Genomic DNA, 18,071 nt, shown 5'->3' with positions numbered 1-18,071 from the left:
TAAAAAACTTGAATGGTATTTTATTTTTGCGATGACTTTCGTCACCGCACAAGCACAGTATGACAATTTATTGTTACTTTACCTATCTAGCACTGTCTAAATAACTTGCCGGCTTTCATCCGGCTATCTTACCTTTGACTCACTTTCGTTTCATCATCGGGAATAGCAAGAATTTACACAGGGAAGCACATTTATCACAAGCACTTTTCTTCAAGAATAAAAAAATACTCCTAGAGCACCTAGGGAAGGGGCATTAAGTTTGTTAAAAAGTAATGACATGATGTTAGTCAATGGTTATACTCCGCCATTTAGCTCAAGCGACGATGGATCTGACAAATGTTGAATTTTCGTAAACTTAAGCATGACTTTTCTCCTGCCCTGCTTAAAGAAGGCAAGGGGATTTACGACCGCCAGGGTATCTTGGAGGCAAAAATCGCTGAACTTACGCCGCACCGCGTACGTTTAGCGGGCAAAATTACAGGCAGTTTTGAACACAATTACGCCTGTGAATTAGAAGTCAATTTAGATGATTCGACGTTGGCGGATTCTGAATGTAATTGCCCCAATCCATTTGATTGTCAGCATCTTGCAGCCTTAATATTCTTTATGGAACACAGCTATGACAAATTGGTGGTGGAATTTTCTTCCAATCATGATGTCGAAACTTCTGTCGAGATAGAAGAAGAAGAAAAAGAAGACTTCCGCGAGGCCATACGCAAATCGCATAATAAAGAAGAAAAGCGCAAAGATAAGCATTTCCAGAAAGAGTTGCTGGAGGAATATACTAAGGCAGCTAAGGTTCTAGGCACGTCGCCGTATTTTGTTCCGGACGACAAAGTCAATGTAGACAATGCTGAAATAGCAATTATCTTTACTTTGCCTGCGGACACTTCTGCTGCTAATGCCCAGGCTGAATTGCAGGTCGCACTACGCTTACCCTACCGATCCAAGCTTGTTTTAGTGCCTAACATTGCCGAGTTCCTTAATGCCGTCCGTTACCGGGAAGCATTTTACATCGGAACACGACGCTATCTATTTACACTGGATTCTTTTGATTCTGTGGGCAGTATGCTGTTAAAAGGCCTACTTAATTTTGCTCAGCCCATTGAAGGTAAGCAGGATAAAAGCGCTAGAAATGCTAACATCAGTGTGGAGGTCCTAGGAGATTTACTGGCTGATATCTATGATATATCGCTGGCAAAACTTCCCACATCTATTTCCACTAAAGAAGATGGAGAAGCGCTTTGGATGACCATGCCTTGCCTCTACCAAAACGGGCAAGAAGAACCGCTGCGTATCACTTCGCAACGCTCCCAACTCCAATTTTCATTGGAATACCTTGAAACCCCCGTCCCTGCTATATTGATTAAACCGACGGTCCATTTAGAAGAAGAGTCCCCCTTAAATGTTCACGGATTAAGCTATTTCCCCTGTGCACGCCCCGGTGTGATCTCGCAAAATGTTTATTACCGTTTTCCCGAAGTCATTAAACGCAAACATTTGCGCCACCTCATCTCCATCGGCGATTTGGCTATCCCGCAACCATTGTTCGGCACCTTTGTGGAGAACTCTTTATCCGAACTTATGCGTTATGGAAAAGTGTTGAATAAGGAAGTTATTGAACGTTTTGTCACAATGCCTTTTGTTTCCAAACTTCAAGCAGAATGCGAAATTAGCTACTTAAGCGGTGAATTGGAAACTAAACTATTCTTCCTCTATAACGACACAAAAGTCCCCGCTTCACATGGGCAGCTTAAAATTGAACATATCGATACCTTCGTTACGGATCAGGGTATCCTGGCCAGAAACCTTACCGAAGAACAAGCAATTTTAGACGACCTTTTCCAAGGTTTCACCTACGATCCGGTCCATGGAGCCTACTTTGCTCGCAGCGAGAAAAAGATTATTGAATTTATGACTGAAGTTGTTCCTCGGAATCAACAAAAAGTCATTTTCAATTCACCACCTAACCTTCTAGAGCATTTCGTTTATGACGACTCCTCTTTTTCCTTAACGTTAAAAGAATCGGATAGAGTCGACAGCTACGAAGTGACTGTCAAAGTAGATGGGCACCTTCATGGCATAGGCGTTGAGCAGCTTTGGGAATGCATAAGCATGAAGCGCTCTTATGTCGAGCTGGAGAAGAGATCCGGCGGCAAATTACGCCGCTCCGGTGACGGTAATGAAGGGGGTAAACTGCCGAAGATCCTTGTTTTGGATCTCGAGCGGCTTAGTCCTGTCGTTCAGATTTTTGATGAGCTCGGTATAAAAGAGCTTTCCAATCACAAAGAGCTTCGCCCTCTATGGAGCCTTGCAAATATCGATCTTGACCATTTCAACGGGCTTCCTATTAAGTTTTCGATGAGCAAAAAACTCATCCAGATACAAGAACAGATGCTTGGAACACGTGAAATGGAATCCAGCCCGATCCCTGAAGAAATAAAGGCTCAACTCCGCACTTACCAAATTGAAGGTGTACAATGGCTGGAAAGACTCCGTTCCATGCACTTGAATGGTATTCTTGCAGACGATATGGGCCTGGGTAAAACTTTACAGGCCATCATTGCTATTGCGCAGCTTAAATTGTATGAACCTCATGCGTTAACCCTCATTGTCGCCCCTACCTCCCTCATTTACAACTGGAAGGAGGAGTTTAATAAGTTTAATCCCAAACTGAAAATCCTAATTGTTGACGGGACTCCTCAGCAAAGGCGAAAACTTATTCAAGATGCGAACAAGTGGGATGTTGTAGTCACTTCTTACAGCCTGCTCCAAAAAGATACAGACCATTATAAAGCGATTCCTTTCTCTTATGCTATTTTGGATGAAGCCCAGCATATCAAAAACCGCGGCACTAGGAATGCTAAATCAGTGAAGCTGATCCAAGCTCCTCACCGCTTGATCTTGACGGGAACTCCCATTGAAAATTCCTTGGATGAACTATGGAGCCTCTTCGATTTCTTGATGCCGGGACTGCTTAGCTCCTATGACCGCTTCGTGGAAAAATATATCCGCGCGCCGAAGCAAGGGGATACTAAGGCAATGGAAACCCTGCGCAGAAAAGTCTCTCCCTTTATTCTGCGCCGCATGAAAAAAGACGTGCTAAAAGAACTTCCACCCTTGTCCGAAATCGTATATCATTGCCATCTTTCTGAGATCCAGCGCGAACTTTATCGCTCCTACGCAGCTTCTGCTAGGGAAGAGCTATCTCAATTGGTGAAGAAAGAAGGGTTTGACCGCGTTCAGATCCATGTCTTGGCCACGCTTACCCGTTTGAAACAGATTTGCTGCCACCCAGCAATTTTTGCAAAAGAAACGATGGAACCCGGCGACTCGGCCAAATACGACATGCTGATTGAGCTATTGCAAACGCTGATCCAAGGCGGCCATAAAACAGTCATCTTCAGTCAGTATACACGTATGCTTAGCATCATGAGGGAAGATTTTATTCAAAGGGGCATCACTTTTGAATATCTGGATGGTTCGTGCAAAGATCGTCTAGATATTGTTAACAGATTTAATAATAATCCCGATATCTCTGTCTTCTTAGTTTCTCTAAAAGCAGGGGGCGTAGGTCTTAACCTTATCGGCGCTGATACGGTCATCCACTTTGACATGTGGTGGAATCCGGCAGTGGAAAATCAAGCGACGGACAGACTGCACAGATTTGGGCAGCAACAAAGTGTCACTTCGATTAAACTCGTTACACTCAACACCATCGAAGAAAAAATCCTTGAGCTCCAGCAACGCAAGAAGGGGTTAGTGCGCAAGGTTATCAGTTGCGATGAGGAAGCGATCGCAAAACTAACTTGGGAAGAGGTGTTGGAGCTTCTCCAAACGTAATTAAGGCGGAAATATTCATGAAGGATTCTAAAAACTCATCAGGTTTTACTCAGGCTCTCAAAAGGGCTTTCGGAAAACTTACCAACTTCCGGGGCGTCTTCTCTAATGACATCGGTATCGACCTAGGCACGGCTAACACACTGATTTTCGTCCGTGGTAAAGGCATAGTCTTAGCGGAGCCCTCCGTTGTTGCTGTCGACTCCCTAACTAACGAAGTCTTAGCTGTAGGACATAAAGCTAAGGCCATGCTTGGTAAAACCCCACGCAAAATCCATGCCGTCCGTCCCATGAAAGATGGTGTAATCGCAGACTTTGAAATTGCTGAAGGCATGCTAAAAGCCCTCATTAAAAAAGTCACCCCCTCGCGCAGCTTATTCCGTCCTAAAATCCTTATCGCTGTCCCTTCAGGAATTACCGGTGTGGAAAAAAGAGCGGTAGAAGACTCTGCGTTGCACGCCGGCGCACAAGAAGTCATCCTGATGGAAGAGGCTATGGCGGCTGCTATCGGCGCAGACCTCCCTGTGCACGATCCTGCTGCGAACATGATTATCGACATCGGCGGCGGTACCACAGAAATCGCTATCATCTCTTTGGGCGGTATCGTGGAATCCAGATCGCTCCGCATTGCTGGCGATGAATTCGACGAATGCATCATCAACTACATGCGCCGCACATATAACTTAATGATCGGTCCTAGGACTGCTGAAGAAATCAAAATGACTATCGGCTCCGCTTACCCTCTAGGCGGTAATGAGCTGGAAATGGAAGTGCGCGGAAGAGACCAGGTCGCCGGCTTGCCTGTGACTAAACGGATCAACTCCGTTGAAATTCGCGAATGTCTGGCAGAACCTATTCAGCAAATCATCGAAGCTATCAAAATTACGCTTGAAAAATGCCCTCCTGAACTAGCTTCTGACCTAGTCGAACGCGGCATGCTCCTTGCCGGCGGCGGTGCGCTGATCAAAGGACTAGACAAACTTCTCGTTAAAGAAACAGGCCTGCCTGTCATTATTGCACCTAACCCTCTATTGGCAGTGTGCCTAGGCGCAGGAAAGGCCTTAGACTACCTAGATAAATTCAAGAAAAACAGGGCTCTATAAGATTATGACAAGCTACGTCATCACCGAAAAAAGCATTCAAAACAAAGCGCTTAAACTTTGGATTGAACAAATGGCAGCACTTTGCCAGCCAGAGCATATTCACATCTGTGATGGATCACAGCAAGAATTCGATAAGCTTACTGCTGAGATGACAGCCTCCGGTATGATGACGCCTTTGAATCCCGAAAAGCGGCCCGGCAGTTTTCTTTGCCGGTCAACTTTGGACGATGTGGCAAGGGTCGAAGAAAGGACGTTTATTTGTTCGCGGAAAAAAGAGGATGCCGGACCCACAAATAATTGGCACGATCCTGCAGATATGCAACAGATTTTGGATAAATTATTCCAAGGCTGTATGCATGGCAGAACAATGTATGTCATCCCCTTTAGCATGGGACCCTTAGGCTCACCCATTGCTCATATTGGCGTGCAAATAACTGACTCTCCTTATGTCGTATGCAATATGCGTTTGATGACCCGCATGGGATCCTCTGTCTTAAAAACACTAGGCCATAAACATTTTGTCCCCTGCATGCATTCCGTAGGAGTCCCCTTAGAACCTGGCCAAAAAGATAGCTTTTGGCCGTGCAATCCCGACAAAAAATACATTGTCCATTTTCCTGAAGAAAGGAAGATCTGGTCTTTCGGTAGCGGCTACGGCGGCAATGCACTGCTCGGAAAAAAATGCCTCGCACTAAGGATCGCCTCTGTAATGGGACGTGATGAGGGTTGGCTCGCAGAACATATGCTCATTTTGGGGATTACCAATCCTAAAGGTGAAAAAAAATATTTTGTGGCTGCTTTCCCCAGCGCATGCGGAAAAACCAATTTGGCCATGATGACTCCTACCCTTCCCGGTTGGAAAATTGAAACTGTAGGCGATGACATTGCCTGGATGAAGTTCGGCAGCGACGGAAGACTCTATGCCATCAATCCTGAAGCCGGTCTTTTTGGTGTAGCTCCCGGGACTTCCCTGCAATCCAATCCCAATGCCATGAAGTCCATTGAAAAGAATAGCATTTTCACTAATGTGGCCTTAACACCTGATATGGATGTTTGGTGGGAAGGGATGACGCCCGAGCCCCCTAAAGAACTGACGGATTGGCTAGGCAAACCTTGGACACCTCAAAGCGGCAGCAAGGCAGCCCATCCTAATGCCCGTTTTACTGCTCCTATTTCACAATGCCCGGTATTAGATCCGGCTTGGGACGACACTAAAGGCGTCCCTATTTCAGCTATTCTCTTTGGCGGACGACGCGGCGACACTGTACCTTTAGTGTATGAATCCCTTTCATGGCAACATGGCACCTTCATGGGTGCAGGGGTTTCTTCAGAAATGACTGCTGCTGCGGCAGGCACTATAGGAAAGCTCCGTCACGATCCTTTTGCCATGCTTCCTTTTTGCGGATATAATATGGGCGATTATTTCAACCATTGGCTTGACATAGGCCAGCACCACGGAGCTATGCTTCCGGCTATTTTTCATGTAAATTGGTTCAGGAAAAATGCGGAAGGAAAATTCCTATGGCCAGGATATGGAGAGAACTCCCGCGTATTAAAATGGATCTTTGAGCGTTGCGACGGCGAAGGTAAGTTTGAGAGAACGCCTATCGGTATTGTTCCTGCACAGGACGGATTAGATACGACAGGTCTTGACATCCCCAAAAATAATATTAAAGAGCTATCTCATATTGACACCGGGCTGTGGTTGAATGAGGTTACAGAACTGGAAAACTATTTCAGGATTTTTGGAGACAAGCTTCCACAAGGCCTGAAAGATGAATTACAAGCATTAAAAGACCGTTTAACTTCTGCTCATAGGCCGAATGACGAGTGATCCCTTCCGCCCATACACAGATTAAAACATTTAGAAGACTTAGCATTGCCCTTATCTTAAGCATTGCTCTAAATATCTTTTTGATCGGTTATGTGGCGTTTTATCAGTTAGACAACTGGAATGTTTCCTTACCCCAGGCATTGCGTCCCACAACTTTGAAGAGTAATTCCTTAAACAATAAAACTGTTTACGTTCAACTAAGCAATTTAAGCTTAGAGCAGTTGGTCTCTCAGCTCAAAGATAAGCAGCCTATTGAAGATGGGTTAAAAATACGCGACATAGCCTTAGGGATACTTGTTAATGAACGCGCTTTTGATATCCAGCGCGGTTTAGGAAAAGCGCCTTCGTTTCGTATCGTCCATCTAGGGATTGCGTCTATTCCCCTCTTTACAAAACTTAGCGACCAGCAATTTACCCTTCTACAAGATTTTGGAAAAAACGAGCTATGGCCCTTAACACCAAAAGGGATGTTCTTATTGTTGAAAGACAACCCTCAAGCGAAAAAAAGCCTTGTTCAAGCCTTTATGCTGACGCCTTCATTTCAAAGCTTAGAAAAGCTCTTTCCAAAAGTGGAAAAGACAACTTTGTTGAATATGGCACAAGAGGGTAACTGGGATTCATTAGATAATATCCCGGAGAATTTTTTGGCTGATACAAGGCAGCAAGTCTTGCTGGATTATATCGACGCCGGATCTCCCACTGCAGCTGCACTTTTACTCCAATATGAGACCTATTTTGCCTTCAAACGCTTAGAGGATGAACAAGTGTTAAAGGTATTGCGGCTTTCTTCCGATAAAAATGCGCTCACGATAAAGTTTATTCTCAGTATGATAGCAAGCCCACGGAGCGAGGAAGTGAAGGCTTTGGCAATGCAAAAACTCAGCACATACACAGATAAGACAGCAATTTTGAACTCACTGATTGTTAAAGCGCCTGACAAGAAATATGTGGTTCAGCAAGGGGATAATCTGTGGAAAATAGCTAAGAAGTCTAATGTCTCTTTAGATAAACTTTTAAAAGCCAATAGCCTTACTGAAAATGCTGTATTGCAGCCAGGCACATCCATAGTTATTCCTTACTGATCCAATCCTTATGCAATGATAGAAGAGGCTGCTTTTTAGGGAGTACAGTCCTTCTCTTTTGTTGATAGTAATTACAGCAATAGTGACGGTCGCGACTCAATACCATTGGCCTTTCTCTCCGGCTTACAAACAAGCGGAGCAAATACATCACTATTTCGTTGCAATTACCCCATTAATAAAATTCATGATGCTTAAATATTATTAAAACAATTTTACCTTAGCAACATTTAAAAAATTTACTATTTTGTAGTTTAACGATTCGATCCATTACCTCTAATAAATAATAGTTAGAAATTGTGAAGCCTTATTGCGACAGTCATGGGCTCTTAAGAGATAGGAAATTTGGTAATTTTCAAGAAACATAAATTTTCCCCATTCTAAAGACAGTAGAAATGACAAAATATACATAGAACCGGAAGATATGTATAGTATACTAGCACTAAACGGGGAAAATATGTCTAAAATGCATATGAATATATCTTTTCTCATTAATCTTGAAGCTTTGGCTCTGTGATTTTAGCTGCGGATACTCTACGTAAATGAGGGAAAAAAAGCATAATCCACCCTTTCCCTCATTCTGTAGTATTTGCTTGGCCAAATTCACAAACGCAAACATCATTTTAATTCTCTTTTTAATAACAAAATAAAAATAAACTAAAAAGTAACAAGATTGACATAATTAAACTTCAGTACGATAATGTCTAAGCTAAAAATAATAAATGTAATCATAATATGGCTTCTCCAACTATCGTTTCTGGGAATAGTATTTCTCCTGTTGCCCCTATTTCAGATGCAAATCCTTCTACGCGGGTAGAAGTAAATAATAATGTTACATTAGAAAATAGAAAAAGTTTCTTTCCAAAAGAAACTCCTGCAGACTGCAGAATTGCCGAAGCAAAAGAAAATAGAATATTAAATTCAAAACGTAGATTAAATGAAAATTATTGCAAAACTAAGTTCCCCTCCTCTGAATTTCTAAGAGAATTCAGAGCTAATATTCTCTTAAGTTTAGCAATACAATTTATGGTCGAAGGGAAAGCTAAAACTTTCCGCGATTTCCTTAACGATCAATACCATCAATCCGTAAAAGAAGGGAACCCGATCGTTTACCATATATATATCGGATCTTCCACTTTCAGCTACGGCGGAAAAACCTTTTATGAAAAGTTCCTTCAAGAAGGAAAATTGCCTTCTCTATTGGATCCACAGGGACGTCAAAACCTTGAAACAAAACCTAATGACTTAGACGTGCGTGCTCAAACAAGGCACAGAGTGAACCAGGATCAAGTCCAAGCGCATATCACATTAGCCAATACCTATTTGCAAACAACCTTAAATAATAACCCGTCTCGCTTTGATCCTAATGTAGTCCTAAAAATTGAAGGGGGAAAATATCCAAAAAGCGACTCCTCTATTCCTATTGAATATGGGTATGGGAATTTTAAAGATTTTTGTTTGACTGATCGGACTTCCGTTCAAGTGGGCCTCAATGCTGAGGCATTATCAAAAGGGCAAATTGAGCTGGTCTTGCTGTGTTCGCATGATGCCCCTTTAAAAGCTTATGTGGATCAATCTTTAGGATTGATCGACGTGATGGACGAACAAGAAGCTGATAAAAAGAACTACATTGCTGTCATTACGATGGTTTCAGAAATCGTACGAGGCAAAAAATGCTATCATCGCTCCCTTTATCAATCCTGGATTAGAAATCATGCCCTCCATTTTGAAGATAAGTGGGGCTTATGGCCAAGCAAGATAGCCGGAAACATTAATAATAGCTTGAAAGGGCATCTCAACCAAAATACAGAGACGCGTCTAATATTTTTCCTGCAGTACGAAAGCTTACTAGAAAATGCATCTCCGGAAGTTAAAGTGAATTTTAGCAAAGGCTTGATTGATAGTGCCTGGATGAATTTAATGATAACAGCCCCCTCTTCAGACCATTGGTTGTACTGTGCGCGTAAAAAAGGGCTGCCCGCTTCTATTATTAGCACATTTATTCAGTGCGGCGTAGGACTTGTTTGGGGTTCCCATGCCGATTCCAAAGTTATGAACGAAGGTTATTCCTATCAGTTATCCTGCCTGTTTGATGATGCACCTCATATTCAGCTTGAAACACCCCAAGGATTGCATTGGATGCTATCATGGTCTCTCGATGTCCCTTCAAATATACAGGAAACTCTTTTACCCTTTGTCAACTCTTCAAAAGATGAAATCATCGCCATCATTAGAAATACTTGCTGTCCATCTTTAGAGGATAATTTTGAGATAACTTTATTAAAAAAATATGCCGATCAATTGCCCTCTGTAGATCCATCGAGTGTGGAAAGAGCAGAAGCTTTATTAAAGTCAAATGAACCTCTTCTCCAATTTGTAGGATTTTCGTTAATAATACAAATGCATGCAATCGGTGTGAAAGGGCTTGAAGATTTGATATTTTCAAATGCTATCCCTTCCCTGCTTTCCTGCGACAATGAAACTCTACGTACCCTAACCTTAAAAGCAGCGACCCATTTACTTCTATCCGGAACGCCAACGCACCTTCACACCCTAGTGAAGATAGAATTACAAGAATGTTACACTTTGGCTAAATGGCTAAGGGCTTTAGCTGCAACAAAAGTATTGAAATTCGTAACAATAGCCAAAAATCGTTGGAAAGACGTCCCGTCGCTATCTAACGACCTTAATACACGCTTTATTTTAGACCTGATGGTTTATTTTCCTGCAGAAGGTTTGGATTGTCTTGATGCATATAGAAAAGGCGAAGGTTTGATCGATAACGATTTAAAGACAGAATTGAAGGCAAAGTTAAAGACCTTTACACAAAACATCCCCTTATTTTTGTCGCATTGGGTAGTGATATCAGACAACTGTGAGGATCTTTTTATTGATCTAGAAGTTACACCTGAAGATTTCAAGGATAAAATTCTTCTCTACTACAGTGCTTTCTATCGTGAATACAAAAAAGCTAAAGATACAAACAATCAGTACGCGCTTCGTCAAGAAATTCATGCCTTAGGAGCCTTTCTTATTGATATCTGTGAGAAGCTTCCTTGGCAAAGAGTGTGTCAAATAGCTGCCCAAATCTTGTCTTCCAGAATTTTTACAGGGATGGAAGCTGACTTGGCTAGCGTTTGGAAAAGCTTCTTCATACTTCTGGAAAAAAACCTTCCTAATAAACCTGTCAACAAACTCGTACTTTCTTCTATTTCCGCTTTGGCTATCCGTTGGTTGAATTTTACTAATTTTCAGAAGAATGAAGAAAAACATTTGAGGAGTTTCCTTGTATTTGTGCTTGAACAGCTGCATGCACATATAAAAGGTTCTGAACGGGAATATCGGTTATTAAAGGTTTGCATAGGGCATTCACTATTCAAAGACATACAAGTTAATGACATACAAGAAAAAAACTGTCTTATAAGCCCTCTTGTTGCATTTTTCGAAGCACCCGCATGTTTAAATTTTCCCATTATTCCGCTCTTAGAAGAAGCTATTAAAAACAAAATTGCATTTATACCCTCATTATCTCCTGCTGCCCGTCTTCGGCTGATCTCCCACTTACTTTCCGAAGGCTCTTTAGAAGCTATTAATGGCGTAAAAGAGATCCTTCAGAATAATGGAAATGGCCTCTCTCACCTGCAAGAATGGCATCATCTAAGCTATGCGCTTACACTAGCAGCAAGGCGCCATTCGGACCAACAATTACACCTTACGCATGCTCAAATGGCTGCATATACACTCAAGAACGGCCTGCTTTTGGAAGCTGTGGAAATTGAAATAGCAAAAGGGCTGCCGGAAGCCTACAAATCCTTACTGGAACTTTGCAGCAAATATAAAGAGTTGTCATCAGATCAGAAGAATTTTCTTACTTCTTGCATGCATCTCTTTTTTAACAAACCCCAATACATAGCACAAGCGACCGAATGGTGCCTTTCCTGCGCATTACAACCCCCTATCGAGGCAGAACCATGGTTTGAATGCATTCATAACTTAGTTATACAAAATCCTAAGCCTATTATAGATACGATCAGCACACTATTAAAATCTTTGTTACTCAACAAAAACCCCACGCTCACTCCCCTGATTGCTTCCAAAGCTACAAGATTAATCCTGAAAAACTCTTCTTCACTTAGCTGGACTTTGTTAGAACTTATCTATCCTTTTGCTGTGCCTGAAATAAAAGACTTGTGGCAAGGTTGTGCGGAAAAAGCACTCCAAGACATTATAAGCGTAGGAAAACCTTTTGAAGCTGTAAGCCTATTTACTTCGAAATACTTTGATTGCAAAGATCTTGTCCTCATCGAAAAAGCCTTTAGATTTATTTTTGAGGACGGACAACTCGTCCCTACTAAACTGAATTCTACTCTATTAAAGTACAAAGCACAGATCTCATCAGACCTTTGGGAGTATATTTGGATTAAAGTTGCCCCTACCGCAAAAACTCAGTTAGCCAAAGACGTTTATTCAGTATGGAAAGGCACAGGATTGCCTTGCAATGAGTTTGTCTTTCAAGGAATTATCCAATGCGGTCTAGAGGACTCCCTAACTTATTTAAATAACTTGGATCAATGTAAAACGTTTTTGAGAGCACTAAAGATCCCTCCATCCTTAATAAGTAAAATCTTCATTTTTCTAACTAAGAAGAAGTGTGAAGAAAGCCTTCTTTTGGATTGGCTCAAATTATGTGATAGCTTGGAAACCACAGAGGCTATCAAAACAAATATTTACACCAAGGCTATACAATATGCCTTAACAAGGAATTATTATTCTCTTCTTGAAGTTTGCATAACTCATACCTCTGCTTTGCTTAAAGGAGGTCAGATTCCACCGGCTATTCTGAAGAAACATATTGATCCTTATTTATCACATGACTGGCCTACATCTCCCGGTGTTTATAACGCTACCCAATTGCTGCTATTCTTACGCTATTTGCTGGATAACAGATCTTTTACGCCTAACCCAAAGCATAATACCCTCCATTGGCTATTCCACGTTGATCTTGGGGAAGAAACTCCAATCAATAAGTTAAAATTAGGCAGAATGTCCGCGCTATTTGAAGTAGCTTTGGCATTTGAGCATATTGCAGATAAAGCAATTCATCCGCTTTTAGAAGTAATATCAAAAGCATCTGAAGAACCTTTTTCCCACCCGCAACTCGTTCTAGTCTTAGTAAAGCTCGGAATACAAAAGCTAGATCCTCAGCGTGAAAAAAAACGTAAAGAACTGCTCCAAAAAGTATTACTGCACCACATCCTTATCGATACGTCTAGCTTGTCAAAAGACAACCAAAGAAGAATAAATTTACAAAATTTAAAATTATTTACTAACCATTCAGAGTTCTTACTGCAGCAAAATACTCTGATTAATATCTTTGCAGCTCTTACAAGCGTGCTAAAAGTACATAAAGATATCGCAAATTATAACTTCTACTTCAACGAAATCTTAACCCTGCTTAATAGGCAATCCGATAAGAAACAAGCGACTATAAACAAAGTTCTCCTTTGCAATATTCTTGTCCGCACATTCAGAATGGAGAAAGAGGTTGTTTCCCCACATCTTGAAAGTGTTGAAAAAGTCCTCTTTCCGCTATTAAAAGACACCCCTTTCAATATTTATGATACTTTTTGTGATGATATCATCACACTGTTAGACCACATCTTCTTTAGCCTGTACGCCACTTCTTCAGAAACATTCATTGAATATAATGTGTCCTGTAAAAGAATCTTAGCCGTTGCCAAGGAAAAAGGATTTGCTTTTACGCCGGAGTATCTTGAAATTGTCTATTTCTTCTTGCAAGAAGAAATACCACAAAAAAAATCACTTGAAGATCATATCCCTATTTTTTGGCGTGTTTTTGACCATCTTTTAGAGTCTAAGCCTGCAGTATTTGAACATTCCATCGTTTCACTTATCAACTACTGCTTCAAAAAACCCTCTTTAGGGAAAAATAAAATAGGCATACTTATCCACGCACTTAGTCTTCTGCGTGCCAAAATCGACAAACTGGAATTCCCGTATCAATTCTATTACAATTTCAGTTGTTTTCTTGATAACGCCGTTAAGGGGGAGGCGTTACATATTCAAGATAGAATGCAGTTATTACAAGCCTATTATTTTTTCTTTTCAAAATGCAAAAATAGCCTTGAGAACCCTTCCCATCTTATTGAAGACGGCCATGTCTCTTTAGCCCAAGGCTGCATATCCTATTTGTCCTCTCTTAAAGATGCTTTGATGTTCTCCCCTACAGATTACTATAGCTACCTCCCGCATACCAATATCATCATCATGTCAACAAAATATAATGACTTTCTGAGGGTATTGTCCAAGTGTCTTATTGCTATCTGTAAAAAATGCAGCCATCTGAATGCTGACACTTCCGTAGAGAATGATATTCGTAAAGAAATCCTTCTCCAAGTGATTGACTTAACAATGAACCATCCCTGTTTAGGGGGAAATGATCCTGAGATCATTCAGTTCCTTGTGGAATTTGCAGTGGATATTCATGCATCACTTTCAAAAAAACTCTCTGTCGCTGTATTGCAATGGTATTTGGCAAAACTTAGTAAAGACCAATTCGATCAAATTATTTGGAAAATAATAAAGCACTTGCCTTCTAACATGTATGACACCTTCTATTTCACTTTACTGACTTATGAAGGCAAACCTCTAAAAGTCATGAGGGAAGTCTATGACAAAGCAAAAACTTTTTTTAATGAAACCACCAAAGAAGCTGCTTTCAGAGGGTTTGAATATTCTTTTCTTTATATAAGCTTATGTGAGATTTATGCTGAATGTCCCATCCTTCTTGAATCTGAAAATGCGTTAGCTGATTTAAACCATACCCTGGGAGCTGTTTTTGCCTATCTCTACAAACAGGGCGATACTGTTTTTCAGCACGCTTTAGAAAATAATAGCGACAAAACGTCACAAACTTCCTTATATGCCCTTGTATTTCGCTTCCTTCATTTTCTGAAAATACAGTGTATCAGTATTTCTCATCCTGATATCACACCTCTATACTTGAATTTGACTTCTGAAGTACTTAAAAAGCCTCAAGAGTCCGCTGAATTTGCCTTAGGCTGCGACCTAATCCACTTTGCAAAAGGGGCAGATTTCTTTAATGATGCAGCCTCCAATATGGCAAAACGTCAATGGATTTATCGCATTTATTCTGAGTTGCAAACATTCCTGCAAAATAATGAGCATTCTTTTGAATGGACCTTCTCTTATCTTCTTGAAAACATCCCTCAAAATACCAATAACTGCATATACATACAGTCCTTTGAGAATATGCTTAATAAAGGCTTCTTTAATGAATTCGAAGAGTATTTCAGTAAAGTTAAGTCATTTCCGCTTGAACATGCCTATTCATTGTATTGCTTTGCAGGACAATCTGCCTGTCATTTTAAGAAAATTGATCGTGCGCTCAAATATTTGCAGATTCTTAAAACCTTTGAAAATCAAGACCAGAGAGTTGTTTTTCTAACCCAAATGATCCTTAAACTTCTCCTCTCTTCAGAAAGCACTTATCCCCTCAGCCTTGAAAATATTAATCTCATTTTTGATCTGCTTACAGCGCGTTCAGCCCCATTTCCAGAAATGGCTGAAGATATATTGCAGTTACTCCTTCTCTATAGAAAAAACGTTTCCTCTCTATTAACTATATTTACTAGAAAATTCTTAGATTTACCGCAGGAACAGCAGCAAATCACACTGCTACAAAAGCTATTCCACTTTTGCAGTACATGTCCCATTTCACTGCCTCAAACATCCAAAGCGTTCAAAGTAGTTGTAAGAACTTTATACGATACAAGTGAGCAATCAGAGGCTCCTGGATATCAGAAATATCTATTGCGTAATTTAAGCCAGCAGCCGAATTTCTGGGAAAACTGCGCGCTCTTACCCTCTACACACTATCTTCACATCATAAGACAGCTATCAAACACAGCATTTCATCTTCCTACTCCGACCCATGAAGTTCTGGAAATATTCTCCTCCCTCCTTAAACCTTCTGAAAAGCATGACTTCGCATTGCATGCACTCCTACATTTTACCAAGAATTACATCGATTTCAGCAAGCATGCAAGAGAGCTGATGATGCTTCGTGGATGGATCATTGAATTCACACAGGAATGCAGAAAAATTAACCTAGCTATAATAGAAACAGTCCACGAAGCACAATACTTTGATGAGATTACCCACTGTCTCATAGAAAGCTCCAAACAAAACTATTCACCGAAGGAATTGAAACTCCTTAAAACAGTATTTGAAAAGCATCTTTATCAACTTTTCAAGGCTAATCTATCTCCTGTTGCACTGATATTAGGGATGACAGATTGTTCCATAGGGATGAATCTCTTACTTGCTTCTGCTGCATTGTTAAAAATGAATGACCCGCTGTTGACGCCTCTAGGAATAGAGTATTTTGAACGCGCTTTTGGTGAATCACCACCAGTGGATGACGCTATTACAAAGGATGTATTATTCCCTGCAATAGTAGCGCTCATAGCTTGTAAGACTGTAGTGAGTGAAAAGTTACTTTCGTATCTGAAAGTTGCTTCAAATAATAAACTATTAAACAAAAACCAACTTGAGGCCTTGCACTATCTGCTAGTCCAACGCGAATTTTCTTCCGCTGCAAATCGTGCAACTAAAATTCAATTCTATTTAAAGCTATATTCACAGCTCCCTCTAGAAAAGCAACCTGAATTATTTATCCAAGCAATACAGTTCACCCATCTCTTAAGCGATAATGAAGAAGCAAAAAAACTCATCGAAAGCCTGGAAGGCATTGCAAGCAATGAAAAGATCACCCATAGAAACCACCCTAGTTTGCAAGATGTGTGCAAACCCGGCTCCTTGACAAAAGTCTATTGGAATAGAAACAGAAAGGCTGCAATCCAATTAGGTTTGCTTGAAGCAGCTTTAGCTACATCCGAAGAATCTCCTTCTAGATTTTTACAAATTGCTTACAAACACTTGAAAGATACGTATGTGATATTCCGTGCAGATCCCTGTATCTTCCCCTATGCTTTAATACACGTATTAATGAACTATGCAGCAATTAGTGATCCGGATAGATTTTTGAACCATGTCGAATTACTGAAGGGTTATTTAGAATGTATTTCGGATACACACCTCAAACATGTGCCGATCATTAAATGTATTTGCACTTTTATCATTTGCAAAGGGCGGCTTGTATTCTTGAAAGAAAACGTTCAGGAAAAAATGATGCAGCAGCAAATGAATTTGAATAAATCGGCTTTAAAATACCTCTGGAAATTCTTTGGAAAAGATCTTTCCTGGCAGCACCTTATTATCCAAGGAAATTTATTGTATTCATTCGAGAATGAGGTCTTTTCCAACGATCCACATGCTCTTATGTACTTATTTGAAAAGTATTTCAATGCTTACCTTAAGAGAATTGAAACAACCACTATTTCGTCTGAAGAATGTCTTACTTCTCTCAATAATGCCTTTTTAGAATCTCCTCTTAATTTTAAAAAAATGAAGAGTGGAGCCTGTATAAAAATATTAGTCAAAATCCTGTCTAAATGGCATACGTTTGGAAATTCTGAACCCTTTGCAACGCGTACGAAAGACCAGCGTTTCAAACCCTTAAAATGCATATTAGGAGTAACGTTAGGAGCTATCACACAGGGCGTCTATGACGATGAGGAAGGTTATGACAGACTCTATTCGCATTTAAGTCTTGCCATAAGATTCGCTACTGAGCTTCTATCCTATCCTGAAATTACGGATGCCCAGAATAAATTAACTTCCCACCTCGGCAGAGTTACGGGCTTTTTATGTTATGACATTGATTCTGTACCGGCGTGGTCCAGAGTACAGGAAAATAGGCTAACTCAGGCGAAGTTATTAACCAAATGGCTTTTAGATCTATATGATAAGAAAGGGGTATATGCTCAATTTGTTTATAAACTCCTTACAACAAACTCCACTATCCTAGAAATTCTTAAGAAAAACAAATACGAATTTTCCCTCATTCAAAACCATATTACCATTTTTATGTATCATAGAGGTAACAGTACTCACATTAACAATTTTATGATTGTTAATCAATCTGCAGCGGTAGTAGGGCATATAATTGAACAAAACAAGAAGTAATACCCCTAAAGATCTCTTAAGAAGGCTAGTACAAAAAAATAAAATTAAAGGATATCTTGATGATTCTATAAGTTCAATTGAGTA

General features: G+C 40.5%; 5 protein-coding genes. All 5 read left to right on the top strand.

Annotated features, from left to right (window positions below):
- Window positions 1–336 precede the first annotated feature (336 nt).
- The 5 genes from WC222_06835 (at window position 337) to WC222_06815 (ending at window position 17,987) form a co-directional block, all read left to right on the top strand.
- The gene (locus WC222_06835) at window positions 337–3,843 is read left to right on the top strand and encodes an SNF2-related protein (protein MFA6916094.1); all 3,507 of its coding nucleotides are present in this window, start codon (window positions 337–339) and stop codon (window positions 3,841–3,843) included.
- Window positions 3,844–3,860: 17 nt separating this feature from the next.
- Window positions 3,861–4,943: a rod shape-determining protein gene (locus tag WC222_06830; protein MFA6916093.1), complete on the top strand. Its 1,083-nt coding sequence runs from the start codon at window positions 3,861–3,863 to the stop codon at window positions 4,941–4,943.
- A gap of 4 nt (window positions 4,944–4,947) precedes the next feature.
- Window positions 4,948–6,777 carry a phosphoenolpyruvate carboxykinase (GTP) gene (locus WC222_06825; protein MFA6916092.1) on the top strand — a complete coding sequence of 610 codons (1,830 nt, stop codon included), beginning with the start codon at window positions 4,948–4,950 and terminating at the stop codon, window positions 6,775–6,777.
- Window positions 6,774–7,859, top strand: coding sequence for a LysM peptidoglycan-binding domain-containing protein (locus WC222_06820; GenBank protein MFA6916091.1), 1,086 nt, complete (start codon window positions 6,774–6,776; stop codon window positions 7,857–7,859). The genes WC222_06825 and WC222_06820 overlap by 4 nt, the downstream gene beginning before the upstream one ends.
- 732 nt (window positions 7,860–8,591) lie before the next feature.
- Entirely contained in the window at window positions 8,592–17,987 is a 9,396-nt protein-coding gene (locus tag WC222_06815) for a hypothetical protein (GenBank protein MFA6916090.1), read from the top strand.
- Window positions 17,988–18,071: the final 84 nt, after the last annotated feature.

This window comes from Parachlamydiales bacterium, assembly GCA_041671045.1.
Classification (GTDB): domain Bacteria; phylum Chlamydiota; class Chlamydiia; order Chlamydiales; family JABDDJ01; genus JABDDJ01.
Note: the sequence above shows the minus strand (reverse complement) of the source record. Positions and strands in the feature narration are given on the sequence as shown.

Bases quoted from the DNA above. Each gene is read 5' to 3' on its own strand.
- WC222_06835 (MFA6916094.1), top strand. From the start codon at position 337: ATGTTGAATTTTCGTAAACTTAAGCATGACTTTTCTCCTGCCCTGCTT.
- WC222_06830 (MFA6916093.1), top strand. From the start codon at position 3,861: ATGAAGGATTCTAAAAACTCATCAGGTTTTACTCAGGCTCTCAAAAGG.
- WC222_06825 (MFA6916092.1), top strand. From the start codon at position 4,948: ATGACAAGCTACGTCATCACCGAAAAAAGCATTCAAAACAAAGCGCTT.
- WC222_06815 (MFA6916090.1), top strand. From the start codon at position 8,592: ATGGCTTCTCCAACTATCGTTTCTGGGAATAGTATTTCTCCTGTTGCC.